Source organism: Geminocystis sp. NIES-3709 (assembly GCF_001548115.1).
GTDB lineage: Bacteria > Cyanobacteriota > Cyanobacteriia > Cyanobacteriales > Cyanobacteriaceae > Geminocystis.
Genome location: NZ_AP014821.1, coordinates 107,350 through 123,025 on the forward strand (window position 1 = coordinate 107,350; position 15,676 = coordinate 123,025).

Consider the following 15,676-nt stretch of genomic DNA (forward strand, 5'->3'; position numbering starts at 1 on the left):
CTGGGAGTTTTGATGTTATTTACACTTCAGTTCAGGATATTAATTTTTCTGATACTATTATTATCCGTTGATAGAGAGAAATTAGTCTAAATTTTTTACTAAAACGGAGAGGGAGGGATTCGAACCCTCGTTGAAGTTACCCCCAAACAGCATTTCCAGTGCTGCGCCTTCAACCACTCGGCCACCTCTCCAAAGATGACACAATTATTAATTATATCTGTTTTCTTTTTTTTTGTCAACTTAAGATCTTTATAAGAGCAGTAAAATCCTTACTATACTTATCTTTTCGTTACTATACTTCTTTGAATGCCTTGTGAAAAATATCAGAAATCTGTTATAATGGTGAACGACTCGAACTTATGCGATCGTGACGCTCAAACCTTGTCAGAACCGGAAGGTAGCAGCAATACGGGATGCTTATGATGGGCGTAGGCTTCGGGTCATTTCCTTAAAGAAAAATAGTTCGATACAAACCTATAAATAAATAAAAAGGAAATAAATCACAAAAATAAATACTTTAGAATAATCTCTTTCCTTCCGTTATTTTTAAATAACTAACTTAGATAAATTCAGATTGTGCTGTATCACGAGGATATAAGAAGCACTTTTTTTTGCATCTTTTTTACTTCTACCATACCCGTGAGAAATAAGAGTTTTATCTCCATAATTTATCTTGATTTTACAAGTGAAAAAACTATCAATATTTCTGAATTCATACTCTGGAAATTCTAGGTGATTTAATTGACAAAAAGAATGTAATTTTGATACCCAGTCATTATCTTCAATAATATTTTTTTCCTGATTTTCTACTAGGTTAGATTGGATGGAATTTTCTGTTAATATGTCATAGTCGATTTTCTCCTCTTCTTCTATATATAAATCAGGTTGATCTGTTAGTTTTTCATTGAGATAAGATTCTATATAAGCTAGAGAAGCTTTCTGTTTTGCTTTTGTTTTTTTCGTATCCACTTGAGGTTGTGGATGAGTTAAATTATCAACATAGCAATAAGCTACATATTTTTTACTTTGGGATAAATAATCTATTTTATATTCTACCTGACAAGTAGTTAATTGAGAGTGAATTAAAAGTACCGAAATAGTATCTAAATTTTCCTTGTCAAAAAATCTATTTATCTTACCTTGAAACCAAATTTTATATAAATCTTTTGGTAATAAATTATTGATTCTATTCGTGATTTCTTCGATAGTTTTTTCATCAAAATTAGTTTTAATACAATAATCTAAAATTTTAGAAAAATCTTTATCATTCAAACTAGATAAATCAGATTCTAAGGGATTTTCTTCATCTACGAGACTTAATCCTTCGATGGGAGATGGATTTGATATTAATTCATCACAAACATAGCCTTTAATTACAGCTAAAGCGGCTTTTTGTTTTGCTTTATTTTTTTTAATATCTTCCGCAGGATTTTCTGTCGTTAATCCATCTATATAACAATGAACATAATAGTTTTTATTTACTGTGGAATATTGAGATTTATATTCAATGACTGAACTATCTAATTGTGTCTTAATTAATAAAATAGAAGGACTATTAACATTTTCAAAATCAAAAAATTTATTAATTTTTGCTATAAACCAAAGAAAATAAAAATCTTTTGGTTGCAATTTATCTAAACGAAATTCTATATAAGGAAAAATTTTATCTATGACATTGTTAAAAACTGCATATTGTAGTAAATCTGAAAATTCATCCCCAGACAATTTTTCAATATTTAGTTTATCAATATTATTAAATTTTCTCTCTATATCTTCTTGTTTTTTTTGCTTAATATAATTATTTCGATCGATTTTTAATTGTTGATTAAAGTTATTGATATGGGTACATAAATTTTCTAACTCAGAAATAGTATAAGGAGAAGATTCTTGTCTTAAAATAGCCTTAACAATACGATGATTAACTAAGTCCACATAACGGCGTAATGGACTGGTGAAGTGAGTATAAGCCATTAAACCTAAGCCAACATGAGGTTTTGCCCAAGGATGATAGTTAGCGGGTACTAAACAATGCCCCATGGTTTTTTTTACTGTCTCAAAATCTGTTGTACCAACATCTTGAGTACGATATAATGCTGAAACATTATTTTCTGCTAAAAAATTAGCGATCGTGGTATTAGTAAGAATCATTAACTCCGCAATAAGTTGGTAAGTATTAACATTTTCTTGAATTAAATTACCATCTTCATCAAGATAACCATCTACCGTTAAAATTCCTGAATTTCCTCCTCTTTTTTTTCCTATTAATTGGGCAACTTTTTGCATTTTTACTAATAATTTATGTTCAGCAATATCTTGGGGATTCATTAATATTTTTTCAACTTCTTCATAACTAAAAGCATTTTTATTGGTAAAAATTGTTTCTTTGATACGAAAAGAATTAACATTTCCACTACTATCTATTTGAAAAAAAATTGTCAACGCTAATCTTCTTTCTTCCTCTTCCAATGATCCTAAATTAGTACTAATATGACTAGGTAACATAGGAGTGGGTGGACTCGTGTGATATAAGGTGATAACTCTTAATAACGCTTCTTCATCAATAGATGAATTTTTGGGGGTTATGGTGGAAACATCGGTAATACTGACTTGTAGCTCAAAATTCCCATTATTCAATTCTACCAACCAAATACCATCATCTCGATCGACAGTAGTGTCATCATCGATAGTAATACCAAAAACAGGCAAACGATTACTGTAATAATCTGCTAGGTTGATAGCGGATGCTTGTTTGATTTGTGCAGAGGCGAATTTTCTCGGTTTAATCATAGGGAATAGCAAAATGTAGAATTTAGAATGGAAAATTGAAAATTTCCAAGAGCGAATGGTATTCGTCAAGTAATAAGAAATTAACAACTATTCACTATTCATTGTTTATTGTACTTAATTATCATGAATGAAGAAATATTTATTAACAATAAATCCCAAAAATCTTTATTAATTCCAATTTTAATTGGCATTTTTTGTGGTGTTTTGTTAGGTGGGTTTTTACCTATTTGGGGTAAAGGAATTTATTTTTTAGGAGAATTATTTATAAATGCTTTACTTATGTTAGTAATTCCGTTAGTTATAACTTCAATAATTACCGTGTAACTGGTTTAGAAGATTTAAGACTATTAAAAAGTGTGAGTTTTAAAACTCTTAGCTTATATATAATAATGACAGAAATAGTGGTTATTTTACCTTTAATTTTGGTAAGTGTGATTCAACCGAGGGTATTTATACAGAATAAGAAAAGGTTTTATTAAGGGGGAACAATTATAAAAAAATGTCGAATATTCTATTATCAATAATCAAGTTAATATTAGCAATGATAGTTTTAGAAAATCCTTTGACGATCGATATTTACTTGTTTCATTTTCTCTCTAATCTTCGGTGCTATTTTCTACTTTAGATCGGGGTATCATTGTTATGAATTTTTTTGAGGTTTTAAACACTGCTGTTTTGAAAATGGTAGAAAGCCTTGAGAATCATGAGGAATGAGCAATACGCAATTTAGTCGCTAAGAGAGACTTTTGCTATAAGCCCTGAAATTTATTTCAAAGTGGGTTATAGATTAACTGCTAACTCCTAACTTCATCAGAATATTGAGCAATCCCTATTTATTTTGAAAATAAGCCTCTAAAACTTGTCGGACGATCGGCCCTGCCGTTGAACCTCCTCCTCCTCCAGAATGCTCCACAAAAGCTACTACAACGATCTCAGGTTTATCATAGGGGGCATATCCCCCAAACCAAGCATGAGATTTTCCTGGTGGTGCTTCAGCTGTACCACTTTTTCCAGCAACTGCAACTCCTGATAATGCGACTTTCCCCCCTGTACCTCTCGTTATAACGGCTCGTAATCCTTCCCGTAAAGTATTGACGGTTTGAGGTTTTAAATTGAGGGATTCTCGTTTTTTTAAATAGGTAGCTTTATCTTGATAAAGATGGGGAATCACTTTATAACCACCATTAGCTGGTACTGCAAACATTACTGCTACTTGTAAGGGAGTCGCTAGGGTAAATCCTTGTCCGATCGACATATTAACTGTATCACCTACTGTCCAATCCCAGTTAAATCGCTTCTGTTTCCATTCTTGATCTGCGATTAATCCCCCGCTTTCTTCGGGAATTTCAATGCCTGTCTTACTACCAAAACCGTAGTTTCTTGACCATTTTATCAAGGTTTCTCCACCGACTCCATTGCCGATTTGACCAAAAAAAGTGTTACTACTCCATGCTAAAGCACTTACAAATCCCATAGGGCCAAAACCCGATCGATTCCATTCCCCAAAAGCAGTACCGCCCACTCTTAGATAGGCATAAGTTGGTAATACGGTGCTAGGAGAATATTTCCCAGACTCCATCCCGGCTGTGGCTGTGACGATTTTAAAGGTAGAAGCTGGAGGAAATCCTACTAAGGCTCGATTAATAAACGGGTTGCCTTTTCCTTGTACTTCTTGCCAGATTTGTTCAGTAATTCTGCCTGAAAAAATATTCGGATCAAAAGCAGGATAACTTACCATAGATAATACTGCACCATCTCTGGGATCAAGAGCAACTACAGCACCTTTACGATCGCCGAGGGCTTTTTCTGCGACTTTTTGTAATTCTAAATCAAGGGTTAAAGTAACATCATTTCCTGCCTTAGCTTCTTTAATACCTAGTTTACGGATCACTTTTCCAGAGCCATCTCTTTCCATCAGTATCCCCCCCCATTCTCCCCGCAATTCTGACTCAAAACCGGCCTCTGCTCCCATTTTTCCAATCACATCCCCCATGCGATAACCTTCATTTTGTCTCGCTTTCAATTCCTCGCCGTTAATTTCTCTGGTATAGCCTAAAATATGAGAGCCAACTTTTCCTTGGGGATAATATCGAACAGTATCGGTATCGACTTCTACTTCCGAAAGGATGTCTCGATTTTCTTCAATAGCGGTGATTTGTTGGGGTGTTAAATTCCGAGCAATGCGTACTAATGTAGGAGAATCATAACCTTCTTTTTCTAAAAGTTCTTGTAGTTTGTCTTCGGGGATATTGAGGATATTGGCTAACATTGTTCTTATTTGAAGCCAATTTTCTTTTTTTTGTACTACTGGCCATAAATAGGCGGAATGAGATAGTTTGGTTGCGCCTAATATTCTTCCTTTTCGATCGAATAAATTACCTCTTACGGGGGGTTTAGGAATGATTTTAGTGCGATTACTATCAGCTTTGAGAGAATACTTGTCACCTTCAACAATTTGTAGGTATCCTAGACGAAGACCAATAGCACCAAATAAAAAAAGACTAATTACCACCATAATAAATATAGGTTGATCTTTTTGTCCTACCGTTAACCAAACTTTTTTCGGTTCATAAACTTTCGTCGTGGTTTTTCTTATCGGTTTTTTGACTAAATTTGCTAATCCCATGTAATTGTTATTTATTGCGTAATTATTTCTATTATGATCCAAAATAGCTTATCGTCTCTACTCCTCGAACTCGAATCTCATTGTAACTCTACGGCGATCGTCACTTTTCTCGACAGTGATGGGGAAGTATTTGTGGTTGACTTAATTCGCAAAAACAATCAAGTCAATTATGGTTATCAAAAAGGTATCAAAGAAAAGTTTATGTTACGTTTAATGCGAGGAGTTCAAACTCAAGCATCAATTATTTTACGTTCTTTTACCGATGAAATAGATCAATATACAAATTTACCGATTAAAGAGTTACGGGGTTATATACTCAGAAAAAACAGCGATCGTATAGAATTTAATAAAATCTCTCCCAAAATGATGTTTGCTTGTCATAATACCGATGCCCAAACAGGTGAACCTAGACCGTTAGAACAATCTGTACGCTATTGTTAGTTGTATAATGAGGCCGTCCTTTTAGGACGGAAGTTTAGATGTAACTTTTTATAGGAAAATTATGAGATGGAAGCTAAAATATCTTGAGCATGGGTAGAAGTATTAACATTAGCGTCAACATGAGTGATAACTCCTTCCCCATTGATGATATAAGTAACTCGTTTAGGGTAACCGCCACCATCAACATCGTAGGCTTTAGTAATACTTCGATCGGTATCAGCTAAAAGTTGAAAGGGTAAACCATATTTTTCTTTAAACATTGTATGGGAAGCCTCATCATCATTACTAACTCCCAAAACGACTATGTCCTTATCCTGATATTCTTGATAGTTGTCACGGAAACTTTGAGCTTCTTTTGTACAACCTGGAGTATCATCTTTGGGATAAAAATATAAAATTACTACTTTACCGACAAAATCTGATAAAGAGACTGTGTTACCTTGATCATTTGTTGTGGTGAATACCGGTGCTTTAGTACCAACGGTGAGTGCCATATATAAATTTCCTACAATTAAATAAAATGCTTTCCTCACTCAACTTTACAATACTTAAAGAAAGATGAAAATACCTTTACCAAAAAACTTTGAACCTCAACAGCCCTTAAAGATTTCTGATTATCAAGATATGATGGTGACACTTTTTTGTCCACAAATACACCCCTGTCAATTTAACCTAGAGAAATTAAAAGAAACAAAAACAATTCCCTTCGATTGGCAATTAAGTAAACCTATCTTAAAAAAACCCAATTTATTACAACTTATTTTTGACAAAGGAATAACCATCAATATTGAGATTCATAAAATTTCTTTCTTCTCTAAAATAAATCAAAATATTCAATATCTATCAGAAGTTGTTAAAAATTTTCTGATCAAATTTATTAATTATAATTGGCAAAAGTTACAATTAAGTTTAAGACGTTTTATTTCTTTACCCGGCAACTCTGAAAATGGAGCTAAATTTATCCAAGAAACTTTATTAAAAAACTCTAATCAATGGAATGTTTTAGGACATAAACTTATCAAAGCACAAATAAATTTGTGTTATAATCTAATTAAAAGTAACTTAATTATTCAAATAAATGACCTAAAAATTAATAATAAAAATAAACAAAAATTTAAAAATGGGCTCTTATTTAGGGGAATATTTAGCTATAACTTAGCTCAAAAAGGAAATATCGAAAAAATTAATTATTTGATTTCGATCGTAACTAATTATCAAAATAATATTAAAGTTTTTAACCAGATTATTAATGAACAAATTTTAACCTAGAAATTCTGAATTTAGAATTTAGAATTAATGAAGATTTAATAAATAATACATTAACAAAAAAGTACCCAATTTTGACCTTATTTTCTGAAGAATCACATTGTTTACACATGTATTATAAAGCCTTGAAACTTCATTTTTTTATTATTTAACCTAAAACCTAACACCTACAACCTAATACCTTCTCTCATCAAAATACTTTTTTTTTCAGCAACCCCTATCATACACTAATCATTATTTGCGATCTGATGACAAGTTCGAGAAGTTTTAGGGGGGATAGGTAAATTAAAACGAGAATGGAAATCTTTTTGTACTTTATAACTGAGACGGGGAGAAACTTGTTTAACAATTTGACTTAAAAGTCGATCGCCCGTATCCTGAAGAAGAGACAGAGGTAATTTATAGATAAAACGAGGAAATCTGACTTTAACTTGTAAATTTAACTGCCAGTTAACTTTGGTAATTTCAGAGGGAGTTTGTTGTTTCTGTTTATTATAAACTTCAATGATACCTTTACTAGCAGAAGGAAAGGGAATAGATTCTATATACATTTTAGAATGATAATCTACTTCATAACCTTCGTGACTAAATTCTGGATTAGGTACAGAATACATATAATAAAAGTTAGCTTGAGGAGGTTCTAATATTACCGTCATTTGCGGTTCAACATTGTAACCAAAAGCACCATAACAACCAATAATTAAAGTATAGCCATTTTCTCCAAAAGGTTCTGCTTTCATTGGCATTGCACAACGAACAAACCATCCTTGATGATCATTAAGATAATTCGCCACCGTATCAAGGTCACTATACATTTCCATGATACCACCAAAGTGAGTTTGAAAAACCACTGGATCTTGAGAAGATATTTCTAATTCTGATTCCGTGATAGGGTTATTCCTTAACGTTTCTTCTTTGGAGGGAATATTTGAATCTGTCATAAAAAATGATTTAGAGTTTGAGGTTTACCCTTTACAGTTATTCAACAATAATTTTATTCTAAAGGTAGATTGAGTTGATCAATCAATAAATCAAAAAATATCTCGTCAAGGAGATTCTCCTGTCATCAAAAAGATTAAATTTCTGAATTTATAGCAGTTTTTCAATGGATAAACCATACTTTTTATGGAGGCAGTAATTACCTTATCGATTTTTTCTTCATGTCTGCGATAATTGAAAAACCAAATATCTCTTTTATTCATTAATATATCTTAATTAGGAATTAACTAACGATTAGTTCAATAATTCCTCATTCCTCATTCTCAACTTGTAATTATCCATGAGTCTTTCTTTTCGTCAACGGTTTAATATTTCTCGATTTGCGATTCATCATCCTTGGTTAACGATTAATTTTTGGATAGCAGTTAGTGTTGCAGGGTTATTAGCTTTTTCTTCTCTTAAATATACTTTATTTCCTGATGTCACTTTCCCTGTTATTATTATTCGCGCTTCGGGTAATTTTGAAACTGTGGTAGAAACAGAAACGAATTTGACAAGTCCGATCGAGAACTCTATAATTACTCTTGATTCGATCGAAAGTGTAGCATCTTCAACTTTTCCTAACGAAACTGTCATTACTTCTCTTTTTTTTGCTGGAGATACCCTTGATAACGCCCAAAAAACTATTGAAAAAGCCATTAAAACTGTTAAGTTACCAACATACAGCAAACTGGAGATAATCCCTTATAACTTAAATGAATCATCTGCCATTAGTTATGTCTTGACTAGCGAGACAAAAACGATTGAAGACATCGCAGAAGTGGTAAAAACAAAAATTATTCCGCCCTTAGAATCTCTTGATGGTATTCTCAAAGTTAATGTTTTAGGATTGGAATCCCCTGTAAATAAAGATATATCCCCGTCATTAATTCGTTTTAATGGTAAAGAAGGCTTAGGTATCCAAATTGTCAAACGAGGAGACGGCAATACCTTAGAGGTAGTCAAAGCAGTGGAAACCACAATGACAAAACTTCTTCCCTCCTTAGCAGATATGGATATTAAAGCGAATATTGCTCAAACGGAAGCCACTTATATCCAAGAAGCAACTCAATCCACGATCGATACTTTAATATTAGCTATTATTTTAGCGGTATTGATTATATTTCCTTTTCTGGCAAACTTTAAAGCTACTTTTATTACTGCCTTGGCTATTCCTATATCTTTATTTGGTACATTTATTGTCATGGCTATCGGAAATTTTAACTTAGAAACCATCACTTTATTAGCCTTAGCCTTAGTAATTGGTATTGTGGTAGATGATGCCATCGTCGATGTGGAAAATATTATGCGTCATATTGAAGAAGGTGATAATCCTAAAGAAGCGGCAATTAAAGGCACTGACGAAATCGGTTTAACAGTAACCGCATCAACTTTAAGTATCGTGGCAGTATTTCTTCCTATTGCTTTAACAACTGGAAATCTTGGACAATTTTTTAAACCTTTCGGATTAACGGTATCCGCCGCAGTGATAATTTCTTTATTGGTAGCGCGCACTCTTTCTCCTGTTTTGGCGATGTTATGGTTGAGAAAAGAAAAAGAAGAGGATACAGGAAGAGAAGAAGATAAAAGGAAAGGAAGATTTAGTGTTTATTATCAATTATTCATCGATCGAGTTTTACAAAAGTATCGTAATTTATTGATATGGTCATTATCTCATCGTAAAATTGTTTTAGTAATCGCTTTAGTTAGTTTTATTCTCGGTATCATCTTAATACCCTTTATTCCCCAAGGTTTCATACCTCAATTAGACAGAGGAGAATTTAATGTTATTTATACTAGCGAGTTACCAAAAATTCCTGCAAGTTGGAATCTTAATCAAAATGCCGGAAAAGACACTTCGGTTAATGATAACTCTAGTTTTGGTTGGCTAGGAGAAATTAAACAAAATCCCAATGGCTTTCTTTTAAGAAGAAGTCGTCGTGTTGGAGATGAAATCGAAGCCTCGGTTTTACAAATCCCCGAAGTGGAATCTACTTTTAATATTGTTGGTTTTCGTGGGCAACCAAATCGAGGTAAAATCTATGTCAAATTAAGAAAGAATAGAAAATTCAGCACTGCACAAGTACAAAATAAAATAAGAGAAAATTTACCTGTTATTAAAGGAGTAAGTGTCAGCGTTGAAGATATAAAATTTGTTGATACGGGAGATGATAAACCTTTCTCTTTTGCTTTACAAGGAGAAAATCTAACCTCTCTTTTCGATTCTGCGACTAAAGTTAAGTCTTCTTTAAATAATTTATCGGGGTTAACGGATTTAACTGTATCTCCTCCCCTTCCTGAAAATACCGATAATATTCTCACCATAGAACATTTTAACGGAGTTCGATCGATCACTTTTTCTGCAAATATCGCCGAAGGTTTTGTATTGGGAGATTTAACTCAAGAAGTGGTTAATCAAATCCAACCTCTACTACCCTTTGATGTCAATATCTTTTTGGGGGGAGACTATGGAAGAATGGAGGTAGTTTTAAAACAGTTTACGATTATTTTTATTCTTTCGATCGTGTTTATGCTATCTTTACTTGGTGTGTTATTTGGTAGCTTATTAGAGCCTTTAGTTGTCGCTTTTACCCTACCTTTATCTATTGTAGGTGCAATGGTAGCCTTACTTATTACTCAAAGCGACTTTGGCATGATTTCCCTCATAGGAGTAATTTTCTTACTAGGGTTACTTGATAAAAACGCCTTACTCTTAATCGACTATGCCAAACAACAACGCAAAAAAGGGATGGCAAGACAAGATGCCATAATTTTAACAGGCATGACAAGGTTACGGCCAATTTTAATGACAACATTTTCTACTATATTGGGAATGTTACCTATTGCCTTGGGATGGGGAGTTGGTGCAGAATTAAGACAACCAATGGCTGTAGCAATTATTGGTGGTTTAATAACTTCTACTCTTTTAAGTTTAATAATTGTCCCCGTATTTTATACCTTTATCGAAGATTTCTGGTTAAAAATAATAAAAAGGAATTGATGATTAATAGAAATAGAAAAACTCTTTGGTAAATCAAATCTAAATTGTAAGGGAAAACCAATGATTTTAATTGCTGTCATTGGCTATTTCCCCATAGCCTAGACTTTTGCAAAAAATCTGATAAATTTGTTTTTTGATTAGTTGTTGGTTTCCCTCACTGGTGAATTCAATCGGCAAAGTAGCTTATTATCCAATATAAAAGGAAATAGGATACTTCACATTTTATACCCTAACTTTTTCACAAAGTCTAATAAGTTATACCACGATAAGTTCTCGGTTTTACTTTTTGTTTTAAAGGAGATGTTTCTTCAATTACGGGTTGTGTTTTTACCGATTGATTTAACACTACTCCCCTATAGGTTTTTACTTCATCTGTTATTTCTTTAGAAGCAGAAGACATTTGTTTTTCTTCCTGATTTTGTCTCCTATTTCTCTCAAAATTGTTGGAAGAAGCAATATCAAAAAGATTATATTCTGTCATAGTAAATGTTTGTTTACTATCGATCACTTTTTCTTCTATAGGCAATGTATAAACCTCTAATTCTGTATTATTTTCCACAGATGAGGATACAGATAAATTCTGATTGGCTTGAGATGATGAATCTTGAGATTTTTTCTTCTCTTTAATTCCTTGTTCTTCTACCCATACAGTATATGAGTAATTTGTCTCTAAAATAAATGTTTCTTTTCCCAATTGATTCATTTCTTTACATAAGTTTACGGCTTTTTCCTTAAACTTTTTGGGTAAATCTGATTGACGACGAAAAGTCTTAGTAAAGCAGGTTAGAGTCAATGACTGTTGCACTTCAGTAGGAGAAATTCCTTGCTCTACTAAATCTTTTAAAAGAAGTAGTTTCATGATTTGATTATTTATAAAGTGGTTTAGAGGACTTTTGTTGATGATTGACTTACTCGTTGGTATTGATCATAGCGTGATGAAAAGATAATAAATGTAAAGTAAAATACAGATTAATGAATTAAATAGCTAAGATATTCTAAAGGTTTTTTACCTTCCAATTTTAATAATATTCTCCACGTCTTTCCCCTCGATTGTCTTTGTAAATCAAGGTTAAAAGTGTTATCTATTAATACATTTTTTAAAGTATTTTGTTTTATTTTTACTTTATATGTCCCTTCTAAATGATATGTTGGTAAATTAAAAACAATAGTTGGCTCAATTTTGGTGACATTAATTTTCTTAATGATAAAATTTGGCTTTTTTAATCTTAACTGCCTACTTAAAGATTCTTGTTGATATTCCAGTTTAAATATAAGGGCTTTTTCAATTATACTAGGACTCGGTGCAAACTCTAAGGGAGGCTTCTCTCTTCCACAAGCTACACACAGCAATAGGATTGACATATATATAATTAATTTTCTTTTTATCCCTGACATTTTTTTTGCCTATTTATCTTAAGGATTGATATATTTTATTTTTTAGTTTATGGATAATACCTCAGAAAATATTAACCCAAATTTTTCGATCGAACTCAAAAAATCGTTAAAAAGAACTATTATTCAACTTCAAAAAGCGATCGATATTATCAATAGTAATAATATTAAAGACTTACCTAATTTAACTATAGTAAATAACTTAGTTGAATCTAGTAATGCTTTAGTAGATTATTTGCGATTAAAAAATTATGACAATAAAGAAATTGATGAATCAAATAATGAAGAACAATTTTTATCTGAATTACAAGAAGAAAATACTTTAAATAATATCAATAAAGAAAGAGACATTAAACGAAAAAAGAAAACAAATTTTAACATCAACTTATTTTTATTAATTAGTTTAATAATTAGTTTATTTTTTAATACTTTTACTTGGTTATATCAACCTAACATCAATAAAGTTTTACCTGAAAATAATATTCAGAATAATTCTAATTCCCTAGAAAAAATAGAAAATATACCAACAAAGTCAGAAGATATAGATATTCTTAAGGATGATAAAATTAGTATTATTCAACAAAAAGATCAAGATATTAAGACAAATGACAATATTAATAGTGTTGATGATATAGATAATAAAGAAGAAAAAATAAATGAAAATAAAACACAAGAAAATCTTGAGGATTTATCTAATGATTCTTTTTCCGAAATATCAAAGCTACCTTTAACTCCAGAGCAATATTTACTAAAAAATATCAAAGATCAAATAGATGAAATAACTAATAAATATGGGAAAAAATTAATTTTAAGATTGGAGGCTAATTTAAGTCAAAATATTCTCCTCATTACTGTCACTGATGATTGGTATAAACTCAGTTATAATGAACAGAATAATTTAGTTAGTGACATATTTAATAAAGGGAAAAATCTTGACTTTTATAAATTCAATATAATAGATAACACTGGTAAATTATTAGCTAGAAATGCAGTTATTGGTAATGAATTTATTCTAACTAATAGAAATATGAAAAATTAATTAAGGTTAATTAATTTATAATTTTTAGAGCAGTATTATTTGAGTTGTAAGAAAAAATCTAATTAAAGCGATTAGCTTTTTGCCTTTTTTCCATTAAAGAATAAGTAATCAATTACTAATGTTGGGCAGAAATTTAACTTCACAATAGCTGATAACTAATTGCTAATTCCTAATTAAACATAATTATTTCTCACGATTCATATAGGATTGCTATATAAATTGATAAGTTTTGGGAAACATTATATTTAAGATGAGGGTATATCAAATAAAACAGAATTCATATAATTTTCTGCCCATTCTATTCCAAAAGCCTTTTCTAAAACTCGCCGAGTTTTATCGTTTTGTTGTTGTTGAATACAGTAATTTTTTTGTCCTTCTAAATATACCAATTTTTCAGTTTCAGAAAGCTCACTAGATTTTATAGCTAATTGACAATGAATTGTTAAAAAGTCTTTTACTCTTTTTAAAAATAATACTTCTTCTTCAGCATTGGAGGGACGTATGAATAAGCAAAAAGGCGAAAAAATATCTCCCCAAGTGGGTAAATCTCGTTTATCCTGAAAAGTTGGGTTTTCTAAATTTGATAGTAGTAGTTGATAATCTGGAGATAGGGTTTTATCTGCATTAGTTGGGGATAAATCCACAATGGCAGCGCTTATTCCTACTTTTCCAGCGACAATATCACAACCAAACATGGCAAGGGGATACTGGGGATAGGGAAACATAACGCAGTGAAGAATATCCAAATTATTGCCAACTTTGGCTAATTCTAAGTGCATTTTACGAAACTGCTTACTTTGATAACAAGAGTTTTGAATTATTAGTTTTTCACCTTGTAATTTTCCTTCTACATATCCTAAGCCTTCGGGTAATTGATAAGGAAATAGGGTAAGATTTTCTTGCCAAGTGGTAATAATGGCATCCGCTAATTGATTTATCAGGGGATGTAATCTACTTTTTAAGTCGGAGGAAGAAATTACCATAAAAATTTGTTTAATTAAAGTTAATTTTTAGTTATAACAGAATCTTTCTGCTTGTTAAGATAAATGTAAGATAAATCTTTTGCAAAAAGCCAAATAAGATATAAAAATTTATTTCATTGTGAGAAAAATGACAATACCAAAAATTAGACGATACCAAACGAAAACCCAAGTGTTTTGTTTCTGTAGGAAGCGAATTAACCATGCAATGGAGAGATAAGAAAAAATCCATGAGGATATTAAGCCAATGGTTAAGGGAATTAGATAATCAAATGTCAAAGTTCGATCGAATACATCTTTTAATTCGACTAAACCTGCTAAAGTAATGGCAGGAATACCGAGTAAGAAGGAGAAACGAGCCGCAGTTGCCCTCTCTAAATTCATAAATAATCCCGCAGTAATAGTTGAGCCTGAGCGAGAAACACCGGGTATTAAAGCTAATGCTTCGGCTAATCCCATTAAAATACCGTCTTTTGTCGATAGTTGGTCAAAATTCCGTTTATGATCACTTATTTTTTCTGCTATACCTAATAGTATCGCCATCACGATCGAAGCAAGAGCAATAGTTTTCACACTACGAAATCCAGCGTTATCTAAATCTGGTACAAGAATTTTTAAGGCTAATCCCGAAACAACGATAGGAATTGTGCCAATAAAGATACCTAAACCAATCTTAAAATCTTGCGCTTGATAATCTTTCTTTTTGATTGCATTTAGAATACCAGTAGTCAAATCGATTAAATCTCGACGGAAGTACCATAAAACAGCAACAATACTTCCTAATTGAATAATAGCAGTAAAAGAGACTCCCGGATCATTCCATCCTAAAGCTAAGGGTATCACTTTTAAATGAGCAGTGCTACTAATGGGGATAAATTCTGTTAATCCTTGAATCATTCCTAAAATAAAGGCTTGAAAGGTATTGACTTGAGAAAAATTATTGACGGTTGAAGGGTTAACTTGTTGGGATAAAACCACGGAATGTGCCAAGAAAACGAATAATATTCCGCCCGAAACTCCTGAAATGGTGTTAAAAAGATGATGATTTGATTTAGACATTCATTTGACTGATAAATTACAGCAACGAGTTTTAGATTATAGCCGATCGTCTTGACTTTTTGAGGTAAAATTTCTTTAATAGTGAGGCTAAAAATGTAAATATTTTG

The 15,676-nt window shown here is 31.8% G+C and carries 13 protein-coding genes, 1 tRNA gene and 1 other RNA gene; 6 read left to right on the top strand and 9 right to left on the bottom strand.

The features are described from left to right. Positions 1-104: 104 nt before the first annotated feature. Positions 105-191, bottom strand: a tRNA-Ser gene (locus tag GM3709_RS00350). A gap of 157 nt (positions 192-348) precedes the next feature. Here GM3709_RS00350 and ffs point away from each other — a divergent pair. Then, an RNA gene (ffs, locus tag GM3709_RS00355) (signal recognition particle sRNA small type) lies at positions 349-445 on the top strand. A 101-nt stretch (positions 446-546) separates the two neighbouring features. Here ffs and GM3709_RS00360 read toward each other — a convergent pair. Then, positions 547-2,787, bottom strand: a complete 2,241-nt coding sequence (locus GM3709_RS00360; RefSeq protein WP_066115153.1) for an RNB domain-containing ribonuclease — start codon at positions 2,785-2,787, stop codon at positions 547-549. Between the two features lie 123 nt (positions 2,788-2,910). On the opposite strand from GM3709_RS00360, the gene GM3709_RS00365 reads away from it, so the two are divergent. Further along, positions 2,911-3,111, top strand: coding sequence for a cation:dicarboxylate symporter family transporter (locus tag GM3709_RS00365; RefSeq protein ID WP_066115157.1), 201 nt, complete (start codon positions 2,911-2,913; stop codon positions 3,109-3,111). A gap of 505 nt (positions 3,112-3,616) precedes the next feature. Here GM3709_RS00365 and mrdA read toward each other — a convergent pair. Continuing rightward, complete coding sequence (gene mrdA / locus GM3709_RS00370; protein WP_396229699.1) at positions 3,617-5,428, bottom strand: penicillin-binding protein 2; 1,812 nt, start codon at positions 5,426-5,428, stop codon at positions 3,617-3,619. Between the two features lie 18 nt (positions 5,429-5,446). On the opposite strand from mrdA, the gene GM3709_RS00375 reads away from it, so the two are divergent. Beyond that, a complete protein-coding gene (locus tag GM3709_RS00375) occupies positions 5,447-5,854 on the top strand; it encodes a hypothetical protein (RefSeq protein ID WP_066115163.1) in 408 nt (135 codons plus the stop codon). Between the two features lie 59 nt (positions 5,855-5,913). Here the strand turns inward: GM3709_RS00375 and GM3709_RS00380 are convergent, their stop codons facing one another. Further along, on the bottom strand, positions 5,914-6,348 hold the full coding sequence (locus GM3709_RS00380) for a peroxiredoxin (protein WP_066115166.1): 435 nt from the start codon (positions 6,346-6,348) through the stop codon (positions 5,914-5,916). 64 nt (positions 6,349-6,412) lie between these two features. Between GM3709_RS00380 and GM3709_RS00385 the strand changes: the two genes are divergently transcribed. Beyond that, a complete protein-coding gene (locus tag GM3709_RS00385; protein ID WP_066115167.1) occupies positions 6,413-7,123 on the top strand; it encodes a hypothetical protein in 711 nt (236 codons plus the stop codon). Positions 7,124-7,347: 224 nt separating this feature from the next. Here the strand turns inward: GM3709_RS00385 and GM3709_RS00390 are convergent, their stop codons facing one another. After that, positions 7,348-8,061, bottom strand: a complete 714-nt coding sequence (locus GM3709_RS00390; RefSeq protein ID WP_066115169.1) for a DUF1997 domain-containing protein — start codon at positions 8,059-8,061, stop codon at positions 7,348-7,350. 338 nt (positions 8,062-8,399) lie between these two features. Between GM3709_RS00390 and GM3709_RS00395 the strand changes: the two genes are divergently transcribed. Further along, the gene (locus GM3709_RS00395; protein ID WP_066115172.1) at positions 8,400-11,099 is read left to right on the top strand and encodes an efflux RND transporter permease subunit; all 2,700 of its coding nucleotides are present in this window, start codon (positions 8,400-8,402) and stop codon (positions 11,097-11,099) included. 247 nt (positions 11,100-11,346) lie between these two features. On the opposite strand, the gene GM3709_RS00400 is transcribed toward GM3709_RS00395, so the two are convergent. Next, entirely contained in the window at positions 11,347-11,958 is a 612-nt protein-coding gene (locus GM3709_RS00400) for a hypothetical protein (RefSeq protein WP_066115175.1), read from the bottom strand. Between the two features lie 110 nt (positions 11,959-12,068). Further along, positions 12,069-12,461, bottom strand: coding sequence for a hypothetical protein (locus tag GM3709_RS00405; protein ID WP_144439382.1), 393 nt, complete (start codon positions 12,459-12,461; stop codon positions 12,069-12,071). Positions 12,462-12,543: 82 nt separating this feature from the next. On the opposite strand from GM3709_RS00405, the gene GM3709_RS00410 reads away from it, so the two are divergent. After that, on the top strand, positions 12,544-13,530 hold the full coding sequence (locus tag GM3709_RS00410; protein ID WP_066115180.1) for a hypothetical protein: 987 nt from the start codon (positions 12,544-12,546) through the stop codon (positions 13,528-13,530). 245 nt (positions 13,531-13,775) lie between these two features. On the opposite strand, the gene GM3709_RS00415 is transcribed toward GM3709_RS00410, so the two are convergent. Together GM3709_RS00415 and GM3709_RS00420 are read right to left on the bottom strand one after the other, a co-directional pair. Beyond that, on the bottom strand, positions 13,776-14,513 hold the full coding sequence (locus GM3709_RS00415) for a phycocyanobilin:ferredoxin oxidoreductase (protein WP_066115182.1): 738 nt from the start codon (positions 14,511-14,513) through the stop codon (positions 13,776-13,778). A gap of 108 nt (positions 14,514-14,621) precedes the next feature. Then, complete coding sequence (locus tag GM3709_RS00420; RefSeq protein ID WP_066115185.1) at positions 14,622-15,569, bottom strand: undecaprenyl-diphosphate phosphatase; 948 nt, start codon at positions 15,567-15,569, stop codon at positions 14,622-14,624. Positions 15,570-15,676 lie beyond the last annotated feature (107 nt).